The 22,433-nt window shown below is 70.4% G+C and carries 21 protein-coding genes; 11 read left to right on the forward strand and 10 right to left on the reverse strand.

Annotated elements, in window-relative coordinates:
- Positions 1–15 precede the first annotated feature (15 nt).
- Together HND91_RS22745 and HND91_RS11815 are read right to left on the reverse strand one after the other, a co-directional pair.
- Positions 16–456 carry a hypothetical protein gene (locus HND91_RS22745; RefSeq protein WP_246329423.1) on the reverse strand — a complete coding sequence of 147 codons (441 nt, stop codon included), beginning with the start codon at positions 454–456 and terminating at the stop codon, positions 16–18.
- A 108-nt stretch (positions 457–564) separates the two neighbouring features.
- Positions 565–1,425 carry a 23S rRNA (adenine(2030)-N(6))-methyltransferase RlmJ gene (locus tag HND91_RS11815; protein WP_181706757.1) on the reverse strand — a complete coding sequence of 287 codons (861 nt, stop codon included), beginning with the start codon at positions 1,423–1,425 and terminating at the stop codon, positions 565–567.
- 153 nt (positions 1,426–1,578) lie between these two features.
- On the opposite strand from HND91_RS11815, the gene HND91_RS11820 reads away from it, so the two are divergent.
- The 5 genes from HND91_RS11820 (at position 1,579) to uvrB (ending at position 8,253) form a co-directional block, all read left to right on the forward strand.
- Positions 1,579–1,953 (forward strand): DUF2946 family protein, encoded by a 375-nt coding sequence (locus tag HND91_RS11820; RefSeq protein ID WP_181706758.1) that lies wholly within the window; start codon positions 1,579–1,581, stop codon positions 1,951–1,953.
- Between the two features lie 118 nt (positions 1,954–2,071).
- Positions 2,072–2,596, forward strand: a complete 525-nt coding sequence (locus tag HND91_RS11825; protein WP_181706759.1) for a YcnI family copper-binding membrane protein — start codon at positions 2,072–2,074, stop codon at positions 2,594–2,596.
- A 94-nt stretch (positions 2,597–2,690) separates the two neighbouring features.
- Positions 2,691–4,373: a copper resistance CopC/CopD family protein gene (locus tag HND91_RS11830; RefSeq protein ID WP_181706760.1), complete on the forward strand. Its 1,683-nt coding sequence runs from the start codon at positions 2,691–2,693 to the stop codon at positions 4,371–4,373.
- 125 nt (positions 4,374–4,498) lie between these two features.
- A complete protein-coding gene (locus tag HND91_RS11835; protein ID WP_181706761.1) occupies positions 4,499–5,257 on the forward strand; it encodes an SH3 domain-containing protein in 759 nt (252 codons plus the stop codon).
- A gap of 215 nt (positions 5,258–5,472) precedes the next feature.
- The gene (uvrB, locus tag HND91_RS11840; RefSeq protein ID WP_181706762.1) at positions 5,473–8,253 is read left to right on the forward strand and encodes an excinuclease ABC subunit UvrB; all 2,781 of its coding nucleotides are present in this window, start codon (positions 5,473–5,475) and stop codon (positions 8,251–8,253) included.
- A gap of 319 nt (positions 8,254–8,572) precedes the next feature.
- On the opposite strand, the gene HND91_RS11845 is transcribed toward uvrB, so the two are convergent.
- Positions 8,573–8,887, reverse strand: coding sequence for a GIY-YIG nuclease family protein (locus tag HND91_RS11845; protein ID WP_181706763.1), 315 nt, complete (start codon positions 8,885–8,887; stop codon positions 8,573–8,575).
- Positions 8,888–10,172: 1,285 nt separating this feature from the next.
- Here HND91_RS11845 and HND91_RS11850 point away from each other — a divergent pair.
- Positions 10,173–10,400: a cold-shock protein gene (locus HND91_RS11850; RefSeq protein WP_181706764.1), complete on the forward strand. Its 228-nt coding sequence runs from the start codon at positions 10,173–10,175 to the stop codon at positions 10,398–10,400.
- Between the two features lie 383 nt (positions 10,401–10,783).
- Here HND91_RS11850 and HND91_RS11855 read toward each other — a convergent pair whose 3' ends face one another.
- Entirely contained in the window at positions 10,784–11,539 is a 756-nt protein-coding gene (locus HND91_RS11855; RefSeq protein WP_181706765.1) for a DUF1499 domain-containing protein, read from the reverse strand.
- A gap of 175 nt (positions 11,540–11,714) precedes the next feature.
- On the reverse strand, positions 11,715–11,984 hold the full coding sequence (locus HND91_RS11860; RefSeq protein WP_181706766.1) for a hypothetical protein: 270 nt from the start codon (positions 11,982–11,984) through the stop codon (positions 11,715–11,717).
- Between the two features lie 407 nt (positions 11,985–12,391).
- On the opposite strand from HND91_RS11860, the gene HND91_RS11865 reads away from it, so the two are divergent.
- Positions 12,392–12,958 carry a hypothetical protein gene (locus HND91_RS11865; RefSeq protein ID WP_181706767.1) on the forward strand — a complete coding sequence of 189 codons (567 nt, stop codon included), beginning with the start codon at positions 12,392–12,394 and terminating at the stop codon, positions 12,956–12,958.
- Positions 12,959–13,037: 79 nt separating this feature from the next.
- On the opposite strand, the gene HND91_RS11870 is transcribed toward HND91_RS11865, so the two are convergent.
- The 3 genes from HND91_RS11870 to HND91_RS11880 all read right to left on the reverse strand — a co-directional run bounded on the left by HND91_RS11870 (position 13,038) and on the right by HND91_RS11880 (position 16,319).
- Positions 13,038–14,240 (reverse strand): pyridoxal phosphate-dependent aminotransferase, encoded by a 1,203-nt coding sequence (locus HND91_RS11870; RefSeq protein ID WP_181706768.1) that lies wholly within the window; start codon positions 14,238–14,240, stop codon positions 13,038–13,040.
- 130 nt (positions 14,241–14,370) lie between these two features.
- Positions 14,371–15,519 carry an MFS transporter gene (locus tag HND91_RS11875; protein ID WP_181706769.1) on the reverse strand — a complete coding sequence of 383 codons (1,149 nt, stop codon included), beginning with the start codon at positions 15,517–15,519 and terminating at the stop codon, positions 14,371–14,373.
- Between the two features lie 32 nt (positions 15,520–15,551).
- Complete coding sequence (locus tag HND91_RS11880) at positions 15,552–16,319, reverse strand: DeoR family transcriptional regulator (RefSeq protein WP_181706770.1); 768 nt, start codon at positions 16,317–16,319, stop codon at positions 15,552–15,554.
- 208 nt (positions 16,320–16,527) lie between these two features.
- Here HND91_RS11880 and msrP point away from each other — a divergent pair, with 208 nt between their 5' ends.
- Positions 16,528–17,496 carry a protein-methionine-sulfoxide reductase catalytic subunit MsrP gene (gene msrP / locus HND91_RS11885; protein ID WP_181706771.1) on the forward strand — a complete coding sequence of 323 codons (969 nt, stop codon included), beginning with the start codon at positions 16,528–16,530 and terminating at the stop codon, positions 17,494–17,496.
- A gap of 485 nt (positions 17,497–17,981) precedes the next feature.
- Here the strand turns inward: msrP and HND91_RS11890 are convergent, their stop codons facing one another.
- Both HND91_RS11890 and trxB read right to left on the reverse strand, forming a co-directional pair.
- The gene (locus HND91_RS11890) at positions 17,982–18,872 is read right to left on the reverse strand and encodes a LysR family transcriptional regulator (protein WP_181706825.1); all 891 of its coding nucleotides are present in this window, start codon (positions 18,870–18,872) and stop codon (positions 17,982–17,984) included.
- Positions 18,873–19,005: 133 nt separating this feature from the next.
- Positions 19,006–19,968 (reverse strand): thioredoxin-disulfide reductase, encoded by a 963-nt coding sequence (gene trxB / locus HND91_RS11895; RefSeq protein WP_181706772.1) that lies wholly within the window; start codon positions 19,966–19,968, stop codon positions 19,006–19,008.
- Between the two features lie 294 nt (positions 19,969–20,262).
- Here trxB and HND91_RS11900 point away from each other — a divergent pair, with 294 nt between their 5' ends.
- From HND91_RS11900 to HND91_RS11910, 3 genes are all read left to right on the forward strand, one after another.
- Positions 20,263–20,730, forward strand: coding sequence for an Lrp/AsnC family transcriptional regulator (locus tag HND91_RS11900; protein ID WP_181706773.1), 468 nt, complete (start codon positions 20,263–20,265; stop codon positions 20,728–20,730).
- Positions 20,731–20,812: 82 nt separating this feature from the next.
- On the forward strand, positions 20,813–21,427 hold the full coding sequence (locus tag HND91_RS11905; protein WP_181706774.1) for a methyltransferase domain-containing protein: 615 nt from the start codon (positions 20,813–20,815) through the stop codon (positions 21,425–21,427).
- Positions 21,428–21,430: 3 nt separating this feature from the next.
- On the forward strand, positions 21,431–22,432 hold the full coding sequence (locus HND91_RS11910; RefSeq protein ID WP_181706775.1) for an ELM1/GtrOC1 family putative glycosyltransferase: 1,002 nt from the start codon (positions 21,431–21,433) through the stop codon (positions 22,430–22,432).
- Position 22,433: the final 1 nt, after the last annotated feature.

The raw sequence follows: 22,433 nt of genomic DNA on the forward strand, positions 1-22,433 counted from the left end.
GACCGCGCCGTCCCGTCACCGCAGCACGCGGCAGGCCGCGTCCCACACGTACCAGTAGTCCTGCGACGGCAGGCAGACCTCCACGCCGTAGCCGATGCCGGCGAATCCGGTCTCGGCCGAGATCACCCAGAACACCCGGTCGCTGCGGCCGGCGCCGAGGGTCGCCTCGCCCTCGCAGTGGCGATGCTCGATCATGCTGGCGAACCGGGTGGTGTTGTAGCGCTGGCGGATGTCGGTCAGCGTCTCGATGCGCTTGCCGTCGTGCCAGGTGTTGGCCTCGGCCCAGTGCTGCCGCTCTACCACCTTGGAGAGCACCGACGGATCGTCGCACGCCGGCAGGGTGCTCGTCTCCACCACCACGGCCGTGCGGGCGGTCCGGCCGGCGCCGATGTCGGCCGCCGCTCCCGGCGTCGTCGTGGAGGCGAGAACGACAAGACCCAGAATCGCGGCACGCATGGAAAAACTCCCGGATAAGACCGCCGCCACGATGCGGCAGCCGGTCGATGGCGGTCAAGCATCCTTGCCGCATGCCTCCTTCCGGATTGGTTACCAGCGTGGCGGATCTCAGGGCGTGTGGGTTTCCGGCACCAGCCAGTCGGCCCGGAAGCCGGCGCCCGGGCCGTCGGCCAGCCGCTCGGTCAGGTCCGGCAGGGCGGCCTCCGCCTCCGCCTTCAGCGTCCACGGCGGGTTCACCACCAGAAGGCCCGCGCCCGCCAGCGGCCCGATGCCGCCGGGCCGCCGCACCCACTGGTCCAGGCGCAGCACCTTGGTCAGGCCGCTCTCCGCCACGTCCGCGTGGAAGCGCTGCACCGCGTCCAGGTGCTTCAACGGATACCAGGCGATGATCGTGCCGGTGGCGAACCGCCGGTCCGCGTCCTTCAGCGCCTGCAGCATCCGGTCGAACTCGCCCGCCTCCTCGAACGGCGGGTCGATCACCGTCAGGCCGCGCCGCTCGTGGGGCGGCAGCAGGCTGCGGGCGGCGGTGTAGCCGTCCTGGCGGGTCACCTTCACGCGCCGGTCGGCGGCGAAGCGCGCGGCCAGCTCGTCCGCGTCCTGCGGATGCAGTTCGTTGAACACGAACCGGTCCTGCCGCCGGCCGAGCGTGGCCGCGACGGTCGGCGAGCCCGGGTAGACGAGCAGGTCGTCGCCCCCGTTCACCGCCCGCAGCACCGTCCGCAGCGGCTCCAGGAAGTCGGCGAGCGCCGGACCCAGGCTCGCCCGCATCACGCGCCCGATCCCGCCCCGCCATTCCCCCGTCCGCAGCGCCTCGTCCGACGCGAGGTCGTAGAGGCCGACGCCCGCGTGGGTGTCGATCACCCGGAAGGCGGCGTCCTTTTTGGAAAGGTGCACGAGAACGCGCGCCAGCACCGCGTGCTTCAGCACGTCGGCGAAATTCCCCGCGTGAAAGGCGTGACGATAGTTCATCGCGCAGCATCTACGCGCCGCGCGCCCCCCCGGCAAGGGCGCCCGCCCGCCCGGCCGCCTTCGTGCACCCCTTTGCCGCCCTTCCGTTCCTCGCCGCCCAGTGCTATGGCCGGCGGCGTGGCTTCGGTGGTCCGGGGCCGGGAGCCCGCATCCATGCCGCGCCTGCTGCGGTCAGCGCTGAACCAGTGGACGGTCGTCGTCCTCGTCTGGGCCCTCGCGGTCCAGGCGATGGGGCTCGGCCTGATGCCGCCGGCCCGGGCCGGCAACGGGGCGACGTCGGAAATCTGCGCCGCCCATGCCGCCGGCGTCGAGCACCGCCATCCGGGCGGCGGCGATCCTCGCGACCACCGGCTCTGCTGCCTCGCCTGCCCCGGCGCGGCCGCCCTGCCGCCTGTGGAGCGCGCCGCGCTCGTCGCGCCCGCCTATCAGGACGACGCCGCGCGCGTCCTCCGCGTCCCGCGCTCGCACGCCCCGGCGCCGCCGCCGCACGTCCGTCCTTCCCCCAGGGCACCGCCGTCCGTCGCCTGATCGCGGCCCGCGAGCCCCAACATTCCCGCACCCCATCATCCGACGACGTCGAAGCCGGCCATCGGCCGGCAGGCCGTGCCCGTGCGGCCGGCCCGTCGTCCAGGTCAGGATTCAACTGATGCGTTACTCTTTATCCGCCGCCGTTGCGGCGCTGCTCGCCTGCGCGGCGCCGTCCGCCGCCCACGTCTCCCTGGAGGTGAAGGAGGCGAAGGCCGGCTCCGCCTACAAGGCGGTGCTCCGGGTGCCCCATGGCTGCGACGGCGAGGCCACCTTGCGTGTCCGCGTCCGCGTCCCCGACGGCCTTTATTCGGTGAAGCCGATGCCGAAGGCCGGCTGGACCCTGGAGACCGTCACCGGACCCTATGCCCAGCCGTTCGACAACCATGGCACCACGGTGACGGAGGGCGTCCGCGAGATCGTCTGGACCGGCGAGCTGCAGGACGCCCACTACGACGAGTTCGTGTTTCGCGGCAGCCTGGCCAGGGGCCTCGCCGCGGGCTCGTTCCTCGCCATCCCGGTCGTCCAGGAATGCGCGAACGGGGCCGAGCGCTGGATCCAGGTTCCCGCCGAAGGCCAGTCGGCGGACGACCTGGAGAGGCCCGCCCCTATGCTCCGCATCCTGCCCGCCTCCGGCGGCCACTGACCGCGCCGGCGGCAGGCGACCGGCGTCCGGGCGGCGGCTCCGCCGCCCGGCTGGTCGCGCCTGCGGGTGCCCGCGGCTCTCGGGAGTATCCATCATGCTCTTCGTCCGAACGGTCCGGCGTTCCGGCCGGCCGATCCGCCGGCCCGGCCCCGCGCGCCGCCTCGCCGGCCTCGTCGCGGTCTGGCTCGCGTTCGTCGCCGCCGCAGGGGTCGCAACCACCGGTCCCGCCTTGGCCCACGCGGCGCTCGTCCGGTCCGCCCCCGTGGATGGCGCCGTCCTGCAAACCGCCCCGGAGGCGGTCCACCTCGTCTTCACGGAGCCGGTCTCCGCGCTCGTCGTCCGGCTCCTCGCGCCGCGGGGCGATCCGGTCGACCTCGCCGCCACGACCAGTGAGGCGACGCTCGCCGCCCGTCTGCCGAAGGGGCTCGGCCCCGGTTCGCACACGGTCGTCTGGCGGGTGATCTCGGCGGACGGCCACCCGATCGGCGGCACCCTGGTGTTCTCGATCGGCGCGCCGTCCGCCGTGCCCGAAGCGGGTCCGCAGCGCCGCTTCGGCGCTCTCCTTTGGGCCGCGCGAGCGCTTTTCACGGCGGGGCTTCTCCTCGCCGTCGGCGTCGCCCTGGCCCGTGCCGTCTGCGGGGCCGCCACGGCCGGCTCCCGCCGGATCGTCGCCGCCGCCGCGGCGGTCGGCACCCTCTCCGGGATCCTCCTGGTCGGCTTGTCCGGGGTGGAGGTGCTCGGCGCCGGCCCGGCGGCGCTCCGCGATCCCGCGATCTGGCTCGCGGGCGGCCAGGGTTCGCTCGCCCGCGCCGTCGTCCTCGGGTTGGCGGCGCTCGCGGCCGCCGTGCTGTCGCTCCGGCCCGCGCCCGCGATGGGCGACGCCGGACGGCCGCGCCGTCATGCCGCCGTCGGGCTCGCGGTCGTCGGCCTCGGCCTCGCGGCGGCGGCCTTCGCGGTCACCGGCCACGCCGCGTCGGCCCCGCCATCCTGGCTCTTCGCCCCGCTCGTCGCCGCCCACGCGGTCGCCGCCGCGCTCTGGATCGGCGGCCTCGCGGCGCTTGCGGCGGCATTCGGGCCGGGCGCGGAGGCCGGCGCCGCGCGCGTCCGCCTTCTCAAGGCCTTCGCGGTCGCCGGCCCGGTCGCCATCGTGCTGCTCGTCGTCTCCGGCGGCGCGGTGGCGGTCCGTCAGGTGGAGCGGCCGGAAGCGCTCCTCGGCACCGACTATGGCCGCGTTCTCGTCGCCAAGCTGGTCATGGTCGGCCTCATGCTGGCGCTTGCCGCGGCCAACCGCTGGCGCCTGGTCGCCCCGGCCGGGAGTAGCCGGGCGCCCGCCGCCCTGCGCGTCACGGTCGGCGCCGAACTCCTCCTCGCGGTCGCCGTCCTGGCGGTCGTCGGGCTGTGGCGGTTCACGCCTCCGCCGCGCGCCCTCCATGCCGCCGCGCCGGTGATCGTCCGCCTGGACGGGCCGGCCATGGCCGCCGAGGTCACCGCCACGCCCGGCCGCGCCGGCCCGGTGCGGCTCGCCATCGTGCTGTCTACGCCGGACGGTCGTCCCGTGGAGCCCCTGGAGGTGACCGTCGAGGCGGTGCAGCCGGACGCCGGTCTCGGACCGATCCGACGCCCGGCGACCCGGTCCGGCGGCGCCTATGCGGTCCACGACCTCGTCCTGCCGGCGGCCGGACCGTGGCAGGTCACCGTCCGGGCGCTTCTCACCCCGTTCGACGAGGCGGTCGCCTCCGGGTCCCTGCCGATCGCCGGGGCAACCCCGCCGAGATGAATGGAGAATGAACGAGGGGTTCAGAGCCCCTACAGTAGGCGTATGCTGAAACTCGGCTCATCGAGACGCGTTTTACCGGGCAAGACGGGCTTTCGCCCGTTCGGCTCCCCGGGGAGGTGTTAGTCATGAAGTCCTATCTCTTTGCAGCCCTCGTGGCGCTCGGGGTTGTCGCCCTGCCGGCCGGCGCCTCGGCGGATCCCGGCTATACGACCGGCGACGTCAATCTGCGCGCCGGTCCCGGCACCAACTATCCGCGCATCGCGGTGGTCCGGCGAGGCTCGTCCGTGGAGATCCACGGCTGTCTGCGCGGCTACAGCTGGTGCGACGTCTCCGTCGGCTACGAGCGCGGCTGGATCTCGTCCCGCTACCTCGACCGCTTCTACGACGACCGTCAGGTCTACGTGCCGCAGCCGCGCTACTACCGGCCGCCGGTGGTGACCTTCGGCTTCGGCTACTGGGACCGGCACTACCGCGACCGCGACTTCTACCGCTACCGCGAGCGCTGGGACCGCGACGGGCGTCGCGACCGCGACTGGGACCGCGACCGCGACTGGCGCCGAGACCGCGATTGGGACCGCGACCGCGATCGCGACTGGGACCGTGATCGCGACCGCGATCGGGACCGCTGGGAGCGCGAACGCGCCGAGCGGGAGCGCGACCGGGAGCGTGACCGCGAACGCGCCCAGCGCGAGCGCGAACGGGATCGGGAGCGCGATCAGGCCCGCCGCGAGCGGGAACGCGAACGCGAGCAGGCCGCCCGCGAGCGGGACCGCGATCGGGACCGCGGCCGCGACCGGGACCGCGATCGGGACCGCGACGACAACCGCCGCGGCTTCGACAACGACGGCGGCGTGCCGTGCCCCGTCGGCCAGCGCTGCGACTGACCGATCTCCGGTCGGCGGCCCACCGGGCGGGTCCCTGACCGGACCCGCTTCACCGCCGTCGCGCCGGCTCCCCCGCCGGCGACCCCGGCCATCGCCGGCGACCCCGGCCATCGCCGGCGACCCCGGCCGCATTCCTGACCGGATCTGTCAGCAGACCATCGACCCGGCCCCTGGGCGGCTCTTGCCATCCCGGGGCCGAACGTCAACATAGGGGCATGGCTTCCAAGACCCGCTCCACCGCCCCCCGTCCGTCCGTCGAGGGCGCCGCCGATCCGTCTCCCGCCGAGGGCGCCGGCCCGCCGGTCACGAACGGCTTCGGCGAAGCGCCCCAGGCTGCCTACGGGGCCGCGTCGCCCGTGCCGGGCACGTCCGTGGCCGACTGGCTCACGGACGTCGCCGGCGCGGACCTCGTCGGCCTGGAGCCGAGCGCCACTCCCGTCGCCGAGCCCGCCCGCAAGCCCCGCGCCGCCCGTCCTGCGGCCGAGAAGGCCACCCCCGACAAGCCCGCCCCCGACAAGCCCGCGAAGCCCACGCGCTCCGCGCGCGGCACGTCCATGGGCGCCTCCACGGACCCGAAGGCGCGCGCCAAGGGCGGCCTCAACCCGGTCGCCGGCATGTCCATCAGCCTGGAGGACGCCGCGGCGCTGCCGCCCGGCGGCGTCACCGCCACGGTGAAGGCCTTGGAGGAGCTCATCCAGGGCGGCCGCGACCTCTTTCGCGACGGCAAGATGTGGACGCCCCACCGGCCCGAGCGCCCGCAGAAGTCCGAAGGCGGCATCCGCTTCGAGGTCAAATCCGCCTACGAGCCCAAGGGCGACCAGCCCACCGCCATCGCCGAGCTGGTCGAGGGCATCGAGGGCCAGGAGCGCACCCAGGTCCTCCTCGGCGTCACCGGCTCCGGCAAGACCTTCACCATGGCCAAGGTCATCGAGGCCACCAACCGGCCGGCGCTCATCCTCGCGCCGAACAAGACGCTCGCCGCCCAGCTCTACGGCGAGTTCAAGTCCTTCTTCCCGGACAACGCCGTCGAGTACTTCGTCTCCTACTACGACTACTACCAGCCGGAGGCTTACGTCCCGCGCACGGACACCTACATCGAGAAGGAGTCCTCCATCAACGAGCAGATCGACCGGATGCGCCACGCCGCCACCCGCGCCCTGCTCGAGCGCGACGACGTCATCATCGTGGCGTCCGTGTCGTGCATCTACGGCATCGGGTCGGTGGAAACCTACACGGCCATGACGTTCAGCCTGGAGCTCGGCGAGCGCATCGACCAGCGCCAGCTCCTCGCCGACCTGGTCGCCCTCCAGTACAAGCGCCAGGACATCGGCTTCGTGCGCGGCACCTTCCGGGTGCGCGGCGACACGGTGGAGATCTTCCCGGCCCACTTGGAGGACCGCGCCTGGCGCGTCTCCCTGTTCGGCGACGAGATCGAGGGCATCACCGAGTTCGACCCGCTCACCGGCCAGAAGACGTCCGACCTGAAGTTCGTCAAGGTCTACGCCAACTCCCACTACGTCACGCCGAAGCCGACCCTCGCCCAGGCCATGAAGTCCATCAAGGAGGAGCTGAAGCACCGCTTGGAGGAGCTCTACGCCCACGGCCGCCTCCTGGAGGCCCAGCGCCTCGAACAGCGCACGATGTTCGATCTGGAGATGATGGAGGCCACCGGCGCCTGCGCCGGCATCGAGAACTACTCGCGCTATCTCACCGGCCGCGCCCCCGGCGAGCCGCCGCCGACCCTGTTCGAATACCTGCCGGACAACGCCCTCGTGTTCCTGGACGAGAGCCACATCACCGTCAGCCAGATCGGCGCCATGTACCGGGGCGACTTCCGCCGCAAGGCGACGCTCGCCGAATACGGCTTCCGCCTGCCGTCCTGCATGGACAACCGGCCGCTCCGCTTCGAGGAGTGGGACGCCATGCGGCCGCAGACCATTGCGGTCTCCGCCACCCCGGCGGCGTGGGAGCTGGAACAGTCCGGCGGCACCTTCGCCGAGCAGGTCATCCGCCCCACCGGCCTCGTCGACCCGGAGGTGGAGATCCGCCCCGCCAAGACCCAGGTGGACGACCTCCTCGGCGAGGTCCGCCAGGTCGCCCAGGCCGGCTACCGCACCCTCGTCACCGTGCTCACCAAGCGCATGGCCGAGGACCTCACCGAGTATCTCCACGAGCACGGCGTCCGGGTCCGCTACATGCACTCGGACATCGACACCCTGGAGCGCATCGAGATCCTGCGCGACCTGCGCCTCGGCGCCTTCGACGTCCTCGTCGGCATCAACCTCCTGCGCGAGGGCCTCGACATTCCGGAGTGCGCCCTCGTCGCCATCCTGGACGCCGACAAGGAGGGCTTCCTGCGTTCGGAACGCTCCCTCATCCAGACCATCGGCCGCGCCGCCCGCAACGTGGAGGGCCGCGTCATCCTCTACGCCGACCAGATGACCGGCTCCATGACCGCCGCCATGGCCGAGACCGAGCGCCGCCGCGAGAAGCAGCTCGCCTACAACGCCGCCCACGGCATCACGCCGGAGAGCGTCAAGCGCCAGATCGGCGACATCCTCCAGTCGGTTTACGAGCAGGACCACGTCACCGTGGACGCCGGCTTCGCCGAGGAGGGCGCCCTCGTCGGCCACAACCTCAAGGCCCACATGGCGGACCTGGAAAAGCGCATGCGCGAAGCCGCCGCCAACCTCGAATTCGAAACCGCCGCGCGCCTGCGCGACGAACTGAAACGCCTCCAAGCCGCCGAACTCGTCGTCAGCGACGACCCCCTGGCCAGGCAAGTCGACGTGGACAACGCCGGCGGCGGCTTCAGCGGCGACCGCAAGTACGGCAACGCCGGCAACCTGCCGCCGAGCCGGGTGCGGAAGAACACCCTGGACGAGATGACGGTGGGGCGGACGGAAGTGCCGGTGGGCGGGGAGAGGCCGAAGCGGCCGAGCCCAAGCACGGCGGCGGGAACGATTGCTGGAAAGAAGGGGCGAAGGGGGCGGTAACCGGCCGAGCCGTCCGCCCCTAACCCCTGCTTTCGCTTTCGTGATTCCGCCTACCCCCTCCGCCGTCCCTTCCCGCCTATCCCCTCCGCGGTCCCTTCCCGCCTATCCCCTCCGCGGTCATTTCCCGCCTACCCCCTCCGCCGTCCCTTCCCGCCTATCCCCTCCGCGGTCACTTCCCGCCTACCCCCTCCACCGTCATGGTCCGCGAAGGCGGACCACCCACGCCTTTTTCGACCGCGCCGCCCGCAGTCCGAACACCCACCAACCCCCGAACAGTCCGCCTTCGCGGGCCTTGGCGCCTAAGGCCGATGGCGCGCCTTCATGCCCCAGTTCCTCGATTCTCCCCAACCAACTCGCCCCACAGATCCTCCCACTCCGGGTTTTCCTCCAGGATCAACCGCACCTTCCACGCTCTCAGCCACGTCTTGATCCGTTTCTCCCGGTGGATCGCGTCGCGAATGTCCTCGTGGCGTTCGTACCAGATGAGGCGCTTGCAGCCGTACTTGCGCGTGAACCCGGGCACGGTCCCTTTCCGGTGCTCGAACACCCGTCGCACCAGATCATTGGTCACGCCGGTGTAGAGAACCCCGTTCGGCCTGTTCGTGACGATATAGACCCAGTCGCCGCGTTCCATGGTTGAACTGTCGCAGAATTGGTGAGGATGATCGAGAAAAATGCGTAGGTGGTCCGCCTTCGCGGACCATGACGGTCGAGGTGCGAAGATGTCCGCCTCCACGAACCGTGACGGTCGAGGTGCGAAGATGTCCGCCGTCGCGGACCATGACGGTCGTGGTGCGAGGAGGGGCGGCGCGCTACCGCCCACCGCCACCATCGCCGGCCAGCCGCATCTGCTCCTCCCCACCCACCCCCTCCACCGTCATGGTCCGGTTCATCCGGACCACCCACGCCTTTGCCCGGCCGCACGCTCCTGCTCCCGCACGCCGAATGCGTAGGTGGTCCGCCTTCGCGGACCATGACGGTCGAGCTGCGAAGATGTCCGCCTCCACGAACCATGACTGTCGAGGTGCGAAGATGTCCGCCTCCACAAACCATGACGGTCGAGGTGCGTAGCGGATGCGCCTCCACAAACCATGACGGTCGAGGTGCGAAGAGGGCCACCCCCGCCACCCCCCGACTGCCTACTGCCTACTGCCTACTGCCTCCCCCCTTATCCCCACCCCTCCGCCCTCCCGTATACTGCCCTCATCCCCACCGCGGGGGCGTGCCAGGAACCAGCACCGCGCGCGGGTGGGGCTGCGGTCCCGCGGGTGGCGTCCTGGCGTCGCACTCGGGCGGTTGGCTCGGAGGAGGCCCGGCACTAGGACCGGGACGACGTGCAGTCGATAAGGCACCGGTCCGGCGTTCGCGCCCGTCCGGCGGCTGAAGAACTCCCGCCTTAACGCGCGCCGGAACTTGCCCGGCGGGCGGACGACCGGAGATCCGCACGCGGGCGCGGCAGGGCCGCTCGCTTCTTCCTTGTTCGCGGCGACGCCGCGCCCGCGGTCCCCCAGGGGGGCCGACCCCGATCGGCCGGCCCTTGTGCCGGCGCCGTGCCTGGCAGATCCCGGCGGCGAAGCCGCGCGGTGCCGCATCCGCGCGTCCGGGCTCGGGCCCGGCGGGCCGCGCGGTCGCCCGTTTCCCGACCCGCCGCCATGCCCGCCGGCCGGTGCGGGCCGCTCGCGAGACACCCGCCGGGCGTGTTCGCCCCACAGCACGGCTCCGGACCGGCGATGCAATCAAGAGTGAGGGTATAAAGGTGCAGTCCGCAGAAACTTTATGCATTGCAGTGCGAATTATGTCCTTCCGTCCTCGTCAAAACTGCGCATTAATGCGCATGGCGGTGGTCGGCCCGCTCCGGATGATCCGGCGCGGATGGCGAAGCTCTGCCTTCATTTTTTGGCATGGGGCATACACGAGCGATGACGCAGGATGGACGGCAGACCGGAACGGTCAAATTTTTCAACGAGGCCAAAGGCTATGGTTTCATCATACCGGACGCGGGCGGGAATGACGTGTTCGTGCACGTGAGTGCCGTACAGAGGTCTGGCCTTTCGCTGCTGGAGAATGGCGCCCGGGTCTCCTACGCGACGGAGCCGGACAAGCGCGGGAAGGGCCCGAAGGCGGTCGATCTCAAGATCGAAGCCTGACGGCCGCGGGCGTCCGGGCGCCGGGCCTGCTCGATGGCCGAAGGCGGATGGCGAGGGGGCCGTCCGCCGCCGGACATCAGGCGAAGCCGCCAGGCGGCCGGACGTTTGCCGGGGTATTCCGATCCCGGGAGATGTCCGATCCCGGGAAATGTCCAACCCCGAGAGATCTCCGGGGCCGGCGATCGGCAGGACGAGTGTTCGCATGCCGGGGCGGCTGCCACGCCGGTCGCCGGCGCCAGGGTCGCGGCGAGACCAGATCGCCGGTCGTCAGACACTTGGATCGGACCCATCTCCGGTGATCCAACGCATCCCCGTTCGATTTCGTCCTCGGTCCTCGGGGCACCGGTAGGATAGGGCCAGTCGGCCGGAGCCTGGCGGGCCGCTCAGCCCGTCGGGTCGGACGAGCCGGGCTTCGGGGTCGCCACGGGGGCGCCCGGCGGTTCGCCCGACATGCCGCCGGTGGCTCGGGCAGGAGCGATCGAGGAGGGCGCCGCCGGCGCGGCCGCGGAGGGCGGTGCGTCGGGGTTGGCGACTCCGGGCGCGCGATCGGGCGCCGCGTCGGCGTTGGGCTGCTGGTCCTTGCGGGCGGGCACCAGGGCGCCGTCCGGGCCGACCCGGGGCAGGGTCCAGCGCAGATGGCGCAGCACGGTGCGCACCCGCTCCTCGTTGGTGCCGAGGTCCGCGTGGCCGATCTGGCTGCGCGAATAGAGATAGATGGTGGAGAGGCCGGGGGAGGGGCTGCGCACCTCGGCGCTGAACGTGTCGGGGAAGCGCATCAGCGGGGTGAAGATCACCGCGCGCAGGCGGCCCTGGGCCGGGTCGTCCTCCACGATCCGGACCCGGAAGGTGTCGAGCAGCTCCTCGCGCAGCACCGCGTAGAGGGTGGCGGGCTCGACGCGGAACACCTGCGTGTCCAGCACGGTGCCGGCGTCCGCGCAGGTGCCCACCGGGCAGGCGAGGGCGTCGTTCAGCTTGCCGGTGCGGGTGGGCTTGTCGAAGCTGTAGGCGCCCAGGTCGGGCGGTCCGAACAGGTCCTCCCAAAGCGCTTCCCGGCCGTAGGCGACGGCCCCCGCCGCCACCGCCCCGAACAGGGTGGCCAGGAGGGCGATCGTGACGGCGAGGAATCGGAGGCTGCTCATCGGCGACTCGTCTGGCGGGACCACGGGCGGGCGGCTGGCGGTTCCCGGAAATGCGGAACCGGCTGGCGGGAGGGGCGCTCCGTCCGTCCGGTGGAGGAGGCGCCCGCGTCGCCCACATAGGCCGCCAGGGCGGCCGGCGCAACCCGTGCCGGCCCGATCGCGGGGTCGCCGCCGGTCAGCGGGCCGCCGCGGCGTGCGGCTGGACGGTGGCCGAGACGGCGGCGCGGTCGGTGGTGGGCGCGGCGGCGCGGGTGTCCGCGTGGGCGGCCGACAGGGTCGCGATGATGATCGTCAGGGTGAGCGCGATGGCGGCGGCCACCGCGATCACGATGGAAGCGCCGGTGCTGACCGCCACGTCCTCCGGCGCGCCGTCCGGCGAGCCGCCGCCGGACAGGGTGTGGCCGGAGAGCGGTCCGTGGAGTTCGTCGAACACCGTGCACGTCATGATGAAATCCCTCGTCTGCAAATCACTGGGCCCCCGCTGGCCCGAGGGTGATTTGGCCAGTCGATTTCGGTCTGCGAAGGCCGAGATTGAGGACGCCCCCCGGAGAAATCATGGCAATGTGGAGGCACCTTTACGTTTATGAATGTTTCGTGAGCGGGCCGTATCAGCGCGGGATCGGAAAGGTCGTCCGGACCGCTCCGAAGGTCGGTCGGCGGGGTGGGCCGGAGGTCTGGCTACGGTCCGATCGGGGTGGGGACGCGAATCGCCGCAGGGGCGGAAAAGGACCGAGCGGGCTGTGCGAACCGGCGAAAGTCTCGCGCAACTGTCGGTGGAGGCTGGCAGGCGGTCTGACGTATGATGCAGTCGTCCTTCGGCCCCGGTGCCGAACGCTCCTGCAACGGCTCCCCGTGGTTCCGGACTCCCTGCGCCTCTGCCGGATCTTCCTGGTTTCGTCCGCCGGCCCCACGTCGCCGGAGATCCGGCGCGCGCTCGCGGCCGCGGGCCTGTTCCACGCGGTGCCGGCTCCGCCCACCGCCCAATTGCCCGACCATTTCACGCCCCGGCGGGTGAACATGGTGGTGGCGCCCGTGGACGACGCCGCCGACCGCGACGCCCTCGCGTGGGTCCGGCGGATCCGCCATCACCGCGATCCGAATGTGGCGCTGGCGCCGCTGGTCGCGGTCGGTCGGTCCATCCGCCCGTCCGGCCTCGCGCTCCTGGTCCACCATGGGTTCGACGACGTGGTGGTCCTGCCCGCGGACCCGCAGACCCTGGTCGACCGCCTCACCCGCACGGTCGTGGCGCCGGAGCCCTTCTACCGGACCGCCGACTACTTCGGTCCCGACCGCCGCCGGGCCTTCGCGGTCACGGCCGTCGAGGAGCGGCGCGGGACGCCCGCCGGTCCCGCTTCCCGGCTGACCGTGGCGCGCCAGCCCGGAAGCGGCTGCTCCATCGTCGACGAGGTCGCGGTCTGAAGCTCCGGCCGACCTCAAGCGGAACGCCCCGGCGGAGGGCTCCGCCGGGGCGTTCCGATCGCCGGTGCGCTGTGGCTCGTCAGGTCAGCGAGCCGCAGAAGCGCTGGATCCGGGTGCAGGCCTCCTCCAGGTCGGAGGTCGCGGTCGCGTAGGAGATGCGGAAGTTGGGGCCGAGGCCGAAGGCCGAGCCCTGCACCACCGCGACGCCCTCGGCCTCCAGGAGTTCGCTCACGAAGTCCTCGTCGGTCTCGATCCGCTTGCCCGAGGGCGCGGTCCGGCCGATCAGGCCCTCGCAGGACGGGTAGACGTAGAAGGCGCCCTCCGGCGTCGGGCAGTGCAGGCCCCGCGCCTGGTTCAGCATGGAGACGACGAGGTCGCGCCGCTCCTTGAACACCTTGTTGTTGCGCGGGATGAAGTCCTGCGGCCCGTTCAGCGCCTCGACCGCCGCCCACTGGGAGATGGTGCAGGGGTTGGAGGTGGACTGGGACTGGATGTTCGCCATCGCCTTGATCAGCTGCGCCGGCCCGCCGGCGTAGCCGATGCGCCAGCCGGTCATGCAATAGGCCTTGGAGACGCCGTTGACGGTCAGCGTCCGGTCCGTCAGCGCCGGCTCGACTTCCGCCAGCGTGGCGAACACGAAGTCGTCGTAGACCAGGTGCTCGTACATGTCGTCCGTCATCACCCACACGTGGGGATGCTTCAGGAGCACGTCGGCGATGGCCCGGAGTTCGGCGCGGGTGTAGGCGGCGCCGGACGGGTTGGAGGGCGAGTTGAAGATCAGCCACTTGGTCTTCGGCGTGATCGCCGCGTCCAGCGCGTCGGCGGTCACCTTGAAGCCGGTCGCCATGGAGGCGTCGATGAAGGTCGGCTCGGCGCCGGCGAGGAGCACCATGTCCGGGTAGCTGACCCAGTAGGGCGCCGGAATCAGGACCTCGTCACCCGGGTTCAGGGTGGCCATCAGGGCGTTGTAGAGCACCTGCTTGCCGCCGGTGCCGACCGAGATCTGCGCCGGCGTGTAGGCGAGATTGTTCTCGCGCTTGAACTTCTCGACGATGGCCGCCTTCAGTTCGGGGATGCCGTCGACCGCCGTGTACTTCGTCCGCCCGTCGCGGATGGCGCGGATCGCCGCCTCCTTGATGTTGTCGGGCGTGTCGAAGTCCGGCTCACCGGCGCCGAGGCCGATGACGTCGCGGCCGGCGGCCTTCAGTTCGCGGGCCTTGTTGGTGACCGCGATCGTGGCCGAAGGCTTCACGCGGGAAAGCGATTGGGCGAGGAAGCTCATGGGGCGCAGCGTCTCCGAACGCCATGGTGTCAGCCGGGGGAGGGCGGGCGGACCGTATTGCGGCGCACGCGCGCCCGCAAGCAGGATTTAGGCGGATCATCAAGTTTCCCGCGCGGGAGCTTCAGCCGGATCAGGCCGCGCCGGCCGGGTCGGCCGTCCGGGCGGCGCGGGCGAAGAAGCCGATCACGAGGCAGCCCACCGCCAGCAGCAGGAAGGCGGTGCCGAGGCTGCTCGCTTCCGCGATGAAACCGATCAGGGGCGGGCCGGCCAGGAAGCCGAGATAGCCGCAGGTCGCGGCGGCGGCGACGCCGGTCGCTGGCGTGTGACCGGGCGCGTGGCCGGCGGCGGCGAACAGGATGGGCACGAGGTTCGAGACCGCAAGGCCGATCGCCGCGAAGGCCAGCACCGTGCTCTCCACCGGGCCGAACACCGCAAGCGCCAGGACGATCGCGGCCGTGATGCCGCCCCAGCGGACGAGAGCCGGCGCGCTGACCGCCGCCCGGATCCGGTCGCCGAGGAGGCGTCCGGCCGCCATGCCGAAGGAGAAGGCCGCGTAGCCGGCGCCGGCCACGGCCGGCGAGGCGTCCCGCTCGCTGCTGAGATAGACGGCGGCCCAGTCCAGCATGGCGCCTTCGACCATCATGACGACGAGGACCAGAAGACCGATGGCGACGAGCGCCCGGTCCGGGAGGGCGAAGCCGTGCCCGCCAGCGCCCCGGTCGATCCCGGACGGCAGCAGGCCCTGCTGGCTGACCGCGACGGCGACGAGCGCCACCACCGCGACGGCGATCAGGTGGACGGCCGGCGAGACCGCCGCGAGGGCGAGACCGCCGGCGGCGGATCCGAGGAAGCCGCCGATGGAGAACATGGCATGCAAGGACGAAAGCACGGGACGACCGAGCCGTTTCTCCACCTCCACGGCATGGCTGTTCATGGCCACGTCGCAGACGCCGTTGGCGGCCCCGAACAGGAGAAGGGAGAGGATGAAGAGCGCCAGCGTCGGCGACAGCGCGAGAAGCGGGACGAGCGCGAGCTGGATCAGGATCGCCGCGCGGGTCACCGGGGCGCTGCCGAAGCGGGCGACCAGCATGCCGGTGAGCGGCATGGACACGACGGCTCCGGCCGCCATGGCGAGAAGGGCGCCGCCGAGTTCGGCGCTGGTCAGGTCCAGGCGCTCCTTGGCGAACGGCACCTGGGGCGCCCAGCTGCCGAGGAGGGCGCCGTTGACAAGGAAGATGCCGGCGATCGAGACGCGGGCCCTGGAAGCTTCAAAGATCATGGGTATGTCCGGAAGGAAGAGCCTGAGGACCGTCAGAGCGGGGCGGAAATCACGTCGACGCCGATGTCGACGAAGTCCTTGATCCGGTCGGCGGGCGCCGCGCAGGTGATCAGGGTGTCGAGCTGCTCGGCGGGCATGACCATGTGCGGCGAAACGAGACCCAGCTTGTCCGCCGTCCCGAGCGCGACGCAGCGGGCGCTGGAGTCCGCCATGGCGCGCTTCACGGCGGCCTCCTCCAGCCCGGTCGTGCTGACCCCGCCGGGCGAGAGGCTGCAAAGGCCGAGGACGGCCGCGTCGGCCCGGACCGCCCGGATCGCCTCGACCGCGAGGGCGCCGACGACCGTCCGGCTGGCCCGGTCGAACGTGCCGCCGACCAGGATCACCTCCACGCCCGGATGGTCGACGAGAGCGAGGGCCACCGGTGGGCTGGTGGTGACGACCGAGAGCGCGAGATCGGTCGGCATGGCGCGGGCCGCGGCGAGGGTGGTGGTGCCGCCATCGAAGAAGACGGTGCTGCCTGGCCGGAGCAGGGGCACGAGGGCCCGTCCGATCGCGGCCTTCTCGTCGGCATGCTGGCCGTCCCGTTCGGCGAAGCTGTCCGGGGGCGGCGCGGCCGGAAGCACCACGCCGTGGAGACGGCGGATCCGGCCATCGGCCGCCAGCGCCCGCAGATCGCGGCGGATGGAGTCGTCCGACGTCTGGAACAGCGACGCCAGGCCGGCCACCTGCAGCCGCCCCTCGGCGGCGACCATCTCGGCAATCCGGTTCTGGCGTTCTAGCGGCGATAGAACTGTCTGCACGTTCAGGCAACCTTTTATGCGCGTTCATGCAGTCATGCCCGATCGGAGGGCGGATGTCCAGGGCAGGTTCGTGCATTTTCGTGCAGCTTGACGGGATCGTGTCTTGAACGTGTGCGGGTACTTCCTACCCTCCTGTCCTGACAGGTCGCCGGCAGCCGGCGACCGTAACCGGGCGGTCGGGCAAGGGTCCGGCCGGGGGAGACGCGACATGCTGATCAAGAAGCGCCGGCGCTGGGAGTTGCCGGACCGGGAGGCGACACCGGAGGATATGTTCCTGAACCGGCGCCAGATCCTGGCAGCCGCCGGACTCGGCGGCGGCCTCATCCTGTCGGGCGCGGTCCCGCACGTGGCCGGGGCGCAGGAGACGTCCCCGATCGCGGACCTCTTCCCGGCGAAGCGGAACGAGGCCTTCAAGCTCGACCGCGAGCTGACGCCCGAGGACGTCAACGCCCGCTACAACAACTTCTATGAGTTCGGATCGCAGAAGACGATCTTCCCCATCGCCGAGGAGCAGCTGAAGACGCGTCCCTGGACCGTCGCCATCGACGGCATGGTGGAGGAGGAGAAGACGGTCGACATCGACACGCTGATCCGCGCCATGCCGGTGGAGGAGCGGCTCTATCGCCACCGGTGCGTCGAGGCCTGGTCGATGACCGTCCCGTGGACGGGCTTCCCGTTGAAGGCGCTGGTGGACTATGCCCGTCCGCTGGGGTCGGCCACCTACGTGCGGTTCGAGACCTTCCTGGACGCCTCCATGGCGCCCGGCCAGCGCCAGGTCTGGTATCCATGGCCCTATGTGGAGGGGCTCACCATGGCGGAGGCGACCAACGATCTCGCCTTCATGGTGATGGGGGCCTACGGCAAGCCGCTGCGCAACCAGTTCGGCGCGCCGCTCCGGCTGGCGACGCCGTGGAAGTATGGCTTCAAGTCGATCAAGTCCATCGTCCGGCTGACGTTCACGGACAAGCGCCCGGTGTCCTTCTGGGAAACCATCCTGCCGGCGGAATACGGCTTCTGGGCGAACGTGAACCCGGAAGTGCCGCATCCGCGCTGGAGCCAGGCGACCGAGCAGGTGCTCCACACGGGAGCCCGCGTGCCGACGCTGCTCTACAACGGGTACGGTCCGGAGGTCGCCGGTCTTTACACGGGGCTGGAGGCGGAGCCGCTCTACATGTGAGGGCGGCCGGCGCCGACGGCCCGACGATCGCCAAAGAACGGGCGGGCAAGAGACAGACGGGCAAGAGACAGGCGGGCAAAAAAAGAGCCGGGCGCGAGGCCCGGCTTTTGAAAGTTTCGGGTGCGCTTCGCAGGGACGTCGCGCACACCTTCCAGAGGGGAACAGCTGATACGTTCTGCCGCCGGGAGGAGTAGCGGAAGGAACGCGTCGTCATCAGCTGATTGGGTATATGCTCCGCCCAGCCCTGCGCGACAAGCAAGGCCAGTGCATGTCTGCTATGCAGCGCGGCGCAAAAATGCATGAAACCTGTGCAAGTCTGCCGCGTTAACGGCCACTTCTGCTTGCCGGCTGCTCATTCCTAAGCCATTGGCATCACATGCGATTGTTGACATGCGGAAGGGCGCGGCGCGAGCGTCGGCAGCGCCGTTCTCCCGTTCGGGTCTCATGCATCTGATGGGATACCGGTGCCCGAATGTCGCAGCGGGTCAGTAGGACCAGCGCTGCGCCTTGGAGACGAGGAAATCGCGGAAGGCGTGGACGCGGGCCGAATTCCTGAGCTCGTCCGGGTAGACGAAGTAGGTGTCGAAGGACGGCAGGTCCACTTCCGGGATCAGCTGGACGAGGCCGCTGTCGTTCTCGATCAGGTAGTCGGGCAGGAGCGCGATGCCGATGCCCCGCTGGACCGCGCGCTTGATGGCCACGATGTTGTTGACCCGCAGCACCGGGATGCGCGGGTTGTCGTAGGGTCGGCCCGCGCTCTCCAGCCAGTTCATGTCCCGAAGGTAGACCGGCGCGGCGGCCCCGAAGGTGACGATGCGGTGGCTCTCCAGGTCCTCGATGGTGCGCGGGCTGCCGAACCGCTTCACATAGGCCGGCGCGGCATAGAGGTGGAAGTGGACCGTGAACAGTTTGCGCTGGATCAGGTCCGGCTGGGTCGGCTGGCGGAGCCGGATGGCGACGTCCGCCTGTCGCATGGCGAGGTCGAGCTCCACGTCGTCGAGGATCAGCTGCAGCTGGACGTCCGGATAGAGGTCGATGAACTCGTGGACCCGCGCCGTCAGCCAGGTTGAGCCGAGGCCGACCGTGGTGGTGACGCGCAACGAGCCGGAGGGCCGCTCGCGGCTGTCGGTCAGCCGGCTCTGCACGTCCTCCAGCTTCATCAGCACGTCGTGGGCGGTGCGGAAGAGAAGTTCGCCCTGTTCGGTGAGGATGAGACCGCGGGCGTGGCGGTGGAAGAGGGGCACGCCGAGATCCTGCTCCAGGGCGCTGACCTGCCGGCTCACCGCCGACTGGCTCATGGACAGGGCGTCGCCGGCATGGGTGAAGCTTCCCGCGCGCGCTGCCGCATGGAAGATCCGCAGCTTGTCCCAGTCCATCATCGCCCCCCTCGGGCCTCGAACCCCGCGCCGCGAGCCCGGATCCCTCCGGACCGGTCATGCTCGTGGCGCGAACGTCGAGGCGGCGTGGTGTTTCAGCACCCGCCTGTTGTCTTGTGTCCCATGGACACCATCACTCGGCTGCAGCCTCGAAGGCAACGGCGGAGAGGTATTTTTCCGCCTCCAGCGCGGCCATGCAGCCCATGCCGGCGGCCGTGACGGCCTGGCGGAACACGTCGTCCGCCACGTCGCCGGCGGCGAACACGCCGGGCACCGAGGTGGCGGTCGAATCCGGCGCCGTCCAGATGTAGCCGGAGGGCTTCAGCTTCAGCTGGTCCTTGAAGAGCGACACGGCGGGCGCGTGGCCAATGGCCACGAAGATGCCGTCGATGCCCATGTCGCGGGTCTCGCCGGTGACGACGTTCTTCAGCCGCGCGCCGTTGACCGACGGCGGGAAGCCGGTGGTGCCGAGCACCTCGTCCACAACGGTGTTCCAGATCACCTCGATCTTCGGATTGTCGAACAGGCGCTGCTGCAGGATGCGCTCGGCGCGGAAATGGTCGCGCCGGTGCACCACCGTCACCTTGTCGGCGTGGTGGGTGAGGTAGAGCGCCTCCTCCACGGCGGTGTTGCCGCCGCCGACCACGATGACGTGCTTGCCGCGGTAGAAGAAGCCGTCGCAGGTGGCGCAGGCCGAGACGCCGAAGCCCTTGAAGGTCTCCTCCGAGGACAGGCCCAGCCAGCGCGCCTGGGCGCCGGTGGCGATCACCAGGGCGTCGGCCGAATAGGTGTCGCCGCTGTCGCCGACCAGATGGAAGGGGCGACGGGACAGGTCCGCCGAGGCGATGTGGTCGGACACCATGCGGGTGCCCACGTGCTCGGCCTGGAGGCGCATCTGCTCCATCAGCCAGGGGCCCTGGATGACGTCGGCGAAACCGGGATAGTTCTCCACGTCGGTCGTGATGGTCAGCTGCCCGCCGGGCTGGATGCCGGAGACCAGCATGGGTTCCAGCATCGCGCGCGCCGCGTAGATGGCCGTGGTGTAGCCCGCCGGGCCGGAACCCAGGACGAGAAGCTTGGTATGATGGTGCGCCATCGGAGGGTGGATCGCTTTCTTGGGAGCGCCGGGCCGGATCGTCGGCCGCGCCTGTCTGTCCCCGACATGGTAGGGAGCCGATACGGGGCTTTCAAGAGAGCCGCCCTTCTGCCGGCGCGCCGGGCGGTCCTGTCCACATCTGCGGGATGCGGTCTGTTGCCGAACCGCAACGCCGCGGACCGCGTCCGGATCCGCGAGACCGAATCGTGCGCGATGCGGAAATGATCTTTTCAAACCGCAAAAGATAGTGTCCAACTCCCGACACTTGCCGCGCGGGTTGCCGGAGTGATTGCCTTGAAAGTCCGCCTCGACGCCATCGACTGGAAGATCCTGAAGGAGCTGCAGGCCGATGGCCGCATGACCAACGTGGAGCTCGCCAAGCGGGTGGGCATCTCCGCGCCGCCCTGCCTGCGCCGGGTCCGGGCGCTGGAGGAGGACGGCGTCATCCTCGGCTACCGCGCGCTCCTCGACGAGAAGAGCCTTGGCTACGACATCACCATGTTCGCCATGGTGAGCCTGTCGAGCCAGGCGGAGGCGGATCTCGTGAAGTTCGAGGAGCGGGTGAAGGCCTGGCCGATCGTGCGGGAGTGCTGGATGCTTTCCGGCGAGGTGGATTTCCTCCTGAAGTGCGTGGCGCCGGACCTGAAGACCTTCCAGACGTTCGTGATCGAGGATCTGACCGCGGCCCCGAACGTGGGCGGCGTGCGGACCAGCCTGACGCTTAGGCAGGTGAAGAACGAGCCGGTGGTGCCGCTGGGGTGACTCGATACTTAGCTGACACTTGATATTTTTGACAATAACCATGGCCGAATGTTAGCGCTCCCCCAGTTGGGAGTGCCGGCTCATGGAACGCAGCCTGATCGCGGAATATCAGTTGAAGCACCGGATCTCCCGGTACGGGACGACCGGCATCAAGGTGTTGCCGCATGTGGTGACCCATGCGCTCGCTTTGCGGCCGTCCTCGCTGATCGACTATGGATGCGGCCAGAGCATGCTGGCGCCGGTCCTTGCGGATGCGATCGGGGCGACGAGTGTCCTTCGCTATGACCCGGCCATTCCCTTTCTGTCTCGCCTTCCGGAGCAGCGGTTTGAACTCCTAACCTGCATCGACGTGCTGGAACATGTTCCGGACGAGGAGATCGACGCGGTCGCATCTGAAATGGCCAGCTGTTGTGTCAACGCCATCCTGGTGATCGACACCGCTCCTGCTAAGGCCACGCTCTCGGACGGTCGCAACGCTCACGTTTCCATTCATGACGAGACCTGGTGGTTGGCCCGGCTGACGCCCGCATTCCCGTCGCTTCGGCCGTTCCGCATCCGCCGGCGGAACCGGGTCGCGTTCAAGACCTTCGACGAAGACCTCCGGCCGATGCGCGCGACCTGCGTTCGCGGCTGGTACTGGGGAGTGGTCAAGGCGCGACGGCTCGCCGCCGAACTTGGCCTCCGATCGCCCGTCTAGCAGATGCGGGTCCTGCTCCTCAGGGACAAGAAGCCGGGGCATTTCAACCAGGTCGAGGCTGTCGGTCGCATACTTGCCGAGATGGGCGCCGCGGTCGATCGGGTCGATGTCAGGCCCGCGTGGTACGCCCATGGCGAGGTGCTCAAAGCCGCCGCCAACCATTGGCGCGGAGCGCCCGGTACCATGTTGCGACGGCTGTACGGGTTCGATTCGGACCGCGCAGCGCCCGGGCTTCTGGTCGGTTCAGGCCGCCCCACGATCGCGGCGGGCATGTTTCTTCGCCGCCAGCACGGGGCGCCATTTCTGTACATCGGGCGGGTCTCAGGGTATCCGTCGGCCGAAGTGGACCGCCAGATCGTGCACAATCCACGGGAGGCGCACGATTCGGGCTGTGTGTGGGCTCCCTTGCCAACGCTCATCCGGCGCGCCGACCTGCCTGCCCCCCGGCCCTTGGCGACACCGGGCGATCTTGCCGGCGCGACCGTCGGCCTCCTTGTCGGCGGACCGGCCCACGGCCACCATTTCGACGACGGTGACTGGACCGATTTGGAGAATCTGGTGGCGGCTCTGGCGAGCCGGGGCGTCCGTTGGCTAGCGACGAGTTCGCGGCGAACGCCCGTCCCGGTCATCGAGCGATGTCGGGCGCTGGAGCGACACGGGATCGTCGAGCGCTTCGTCGATCACCGGGCCGAAGGGGCCGGCTCTGCCGAAGCAATCTTTGCGGCGGATGCCCTGGTGGTTACGGAAGACTCGCAATCCATGATCGCCGAGGCGCTCGCCGCCGGTCGCCCCGTCGTGGCGTTGAAGCCGCGGCGCGTCAGTCCGTCCTCGGCCAACGAGATCGTTGCCGCATGGGCTGCGGCCGGAGGTCTTTCCGTCGTTCCGCTGCGTGCCCCCGCCGACCTGGTCGTCGCCGCATTGATTGCTACAAGCACGTCGCCCGACCCCGAGCCGGTTCTCTCCGATGTCCTCCGGGCCGTTCTCGAAGACCTGAAGGTTCGCTGAG

It is taken from the genome of Chthonobacter rhizosphaerae (genome assembly GCF_013839525.1).
GTDB lineage: Bacteria > Pseudomonadota > Alphaproteobacteria > Rhizobiales > Pleomorphomonadaceae > Chthonobacter > Chthonobacter rhizosphaerae.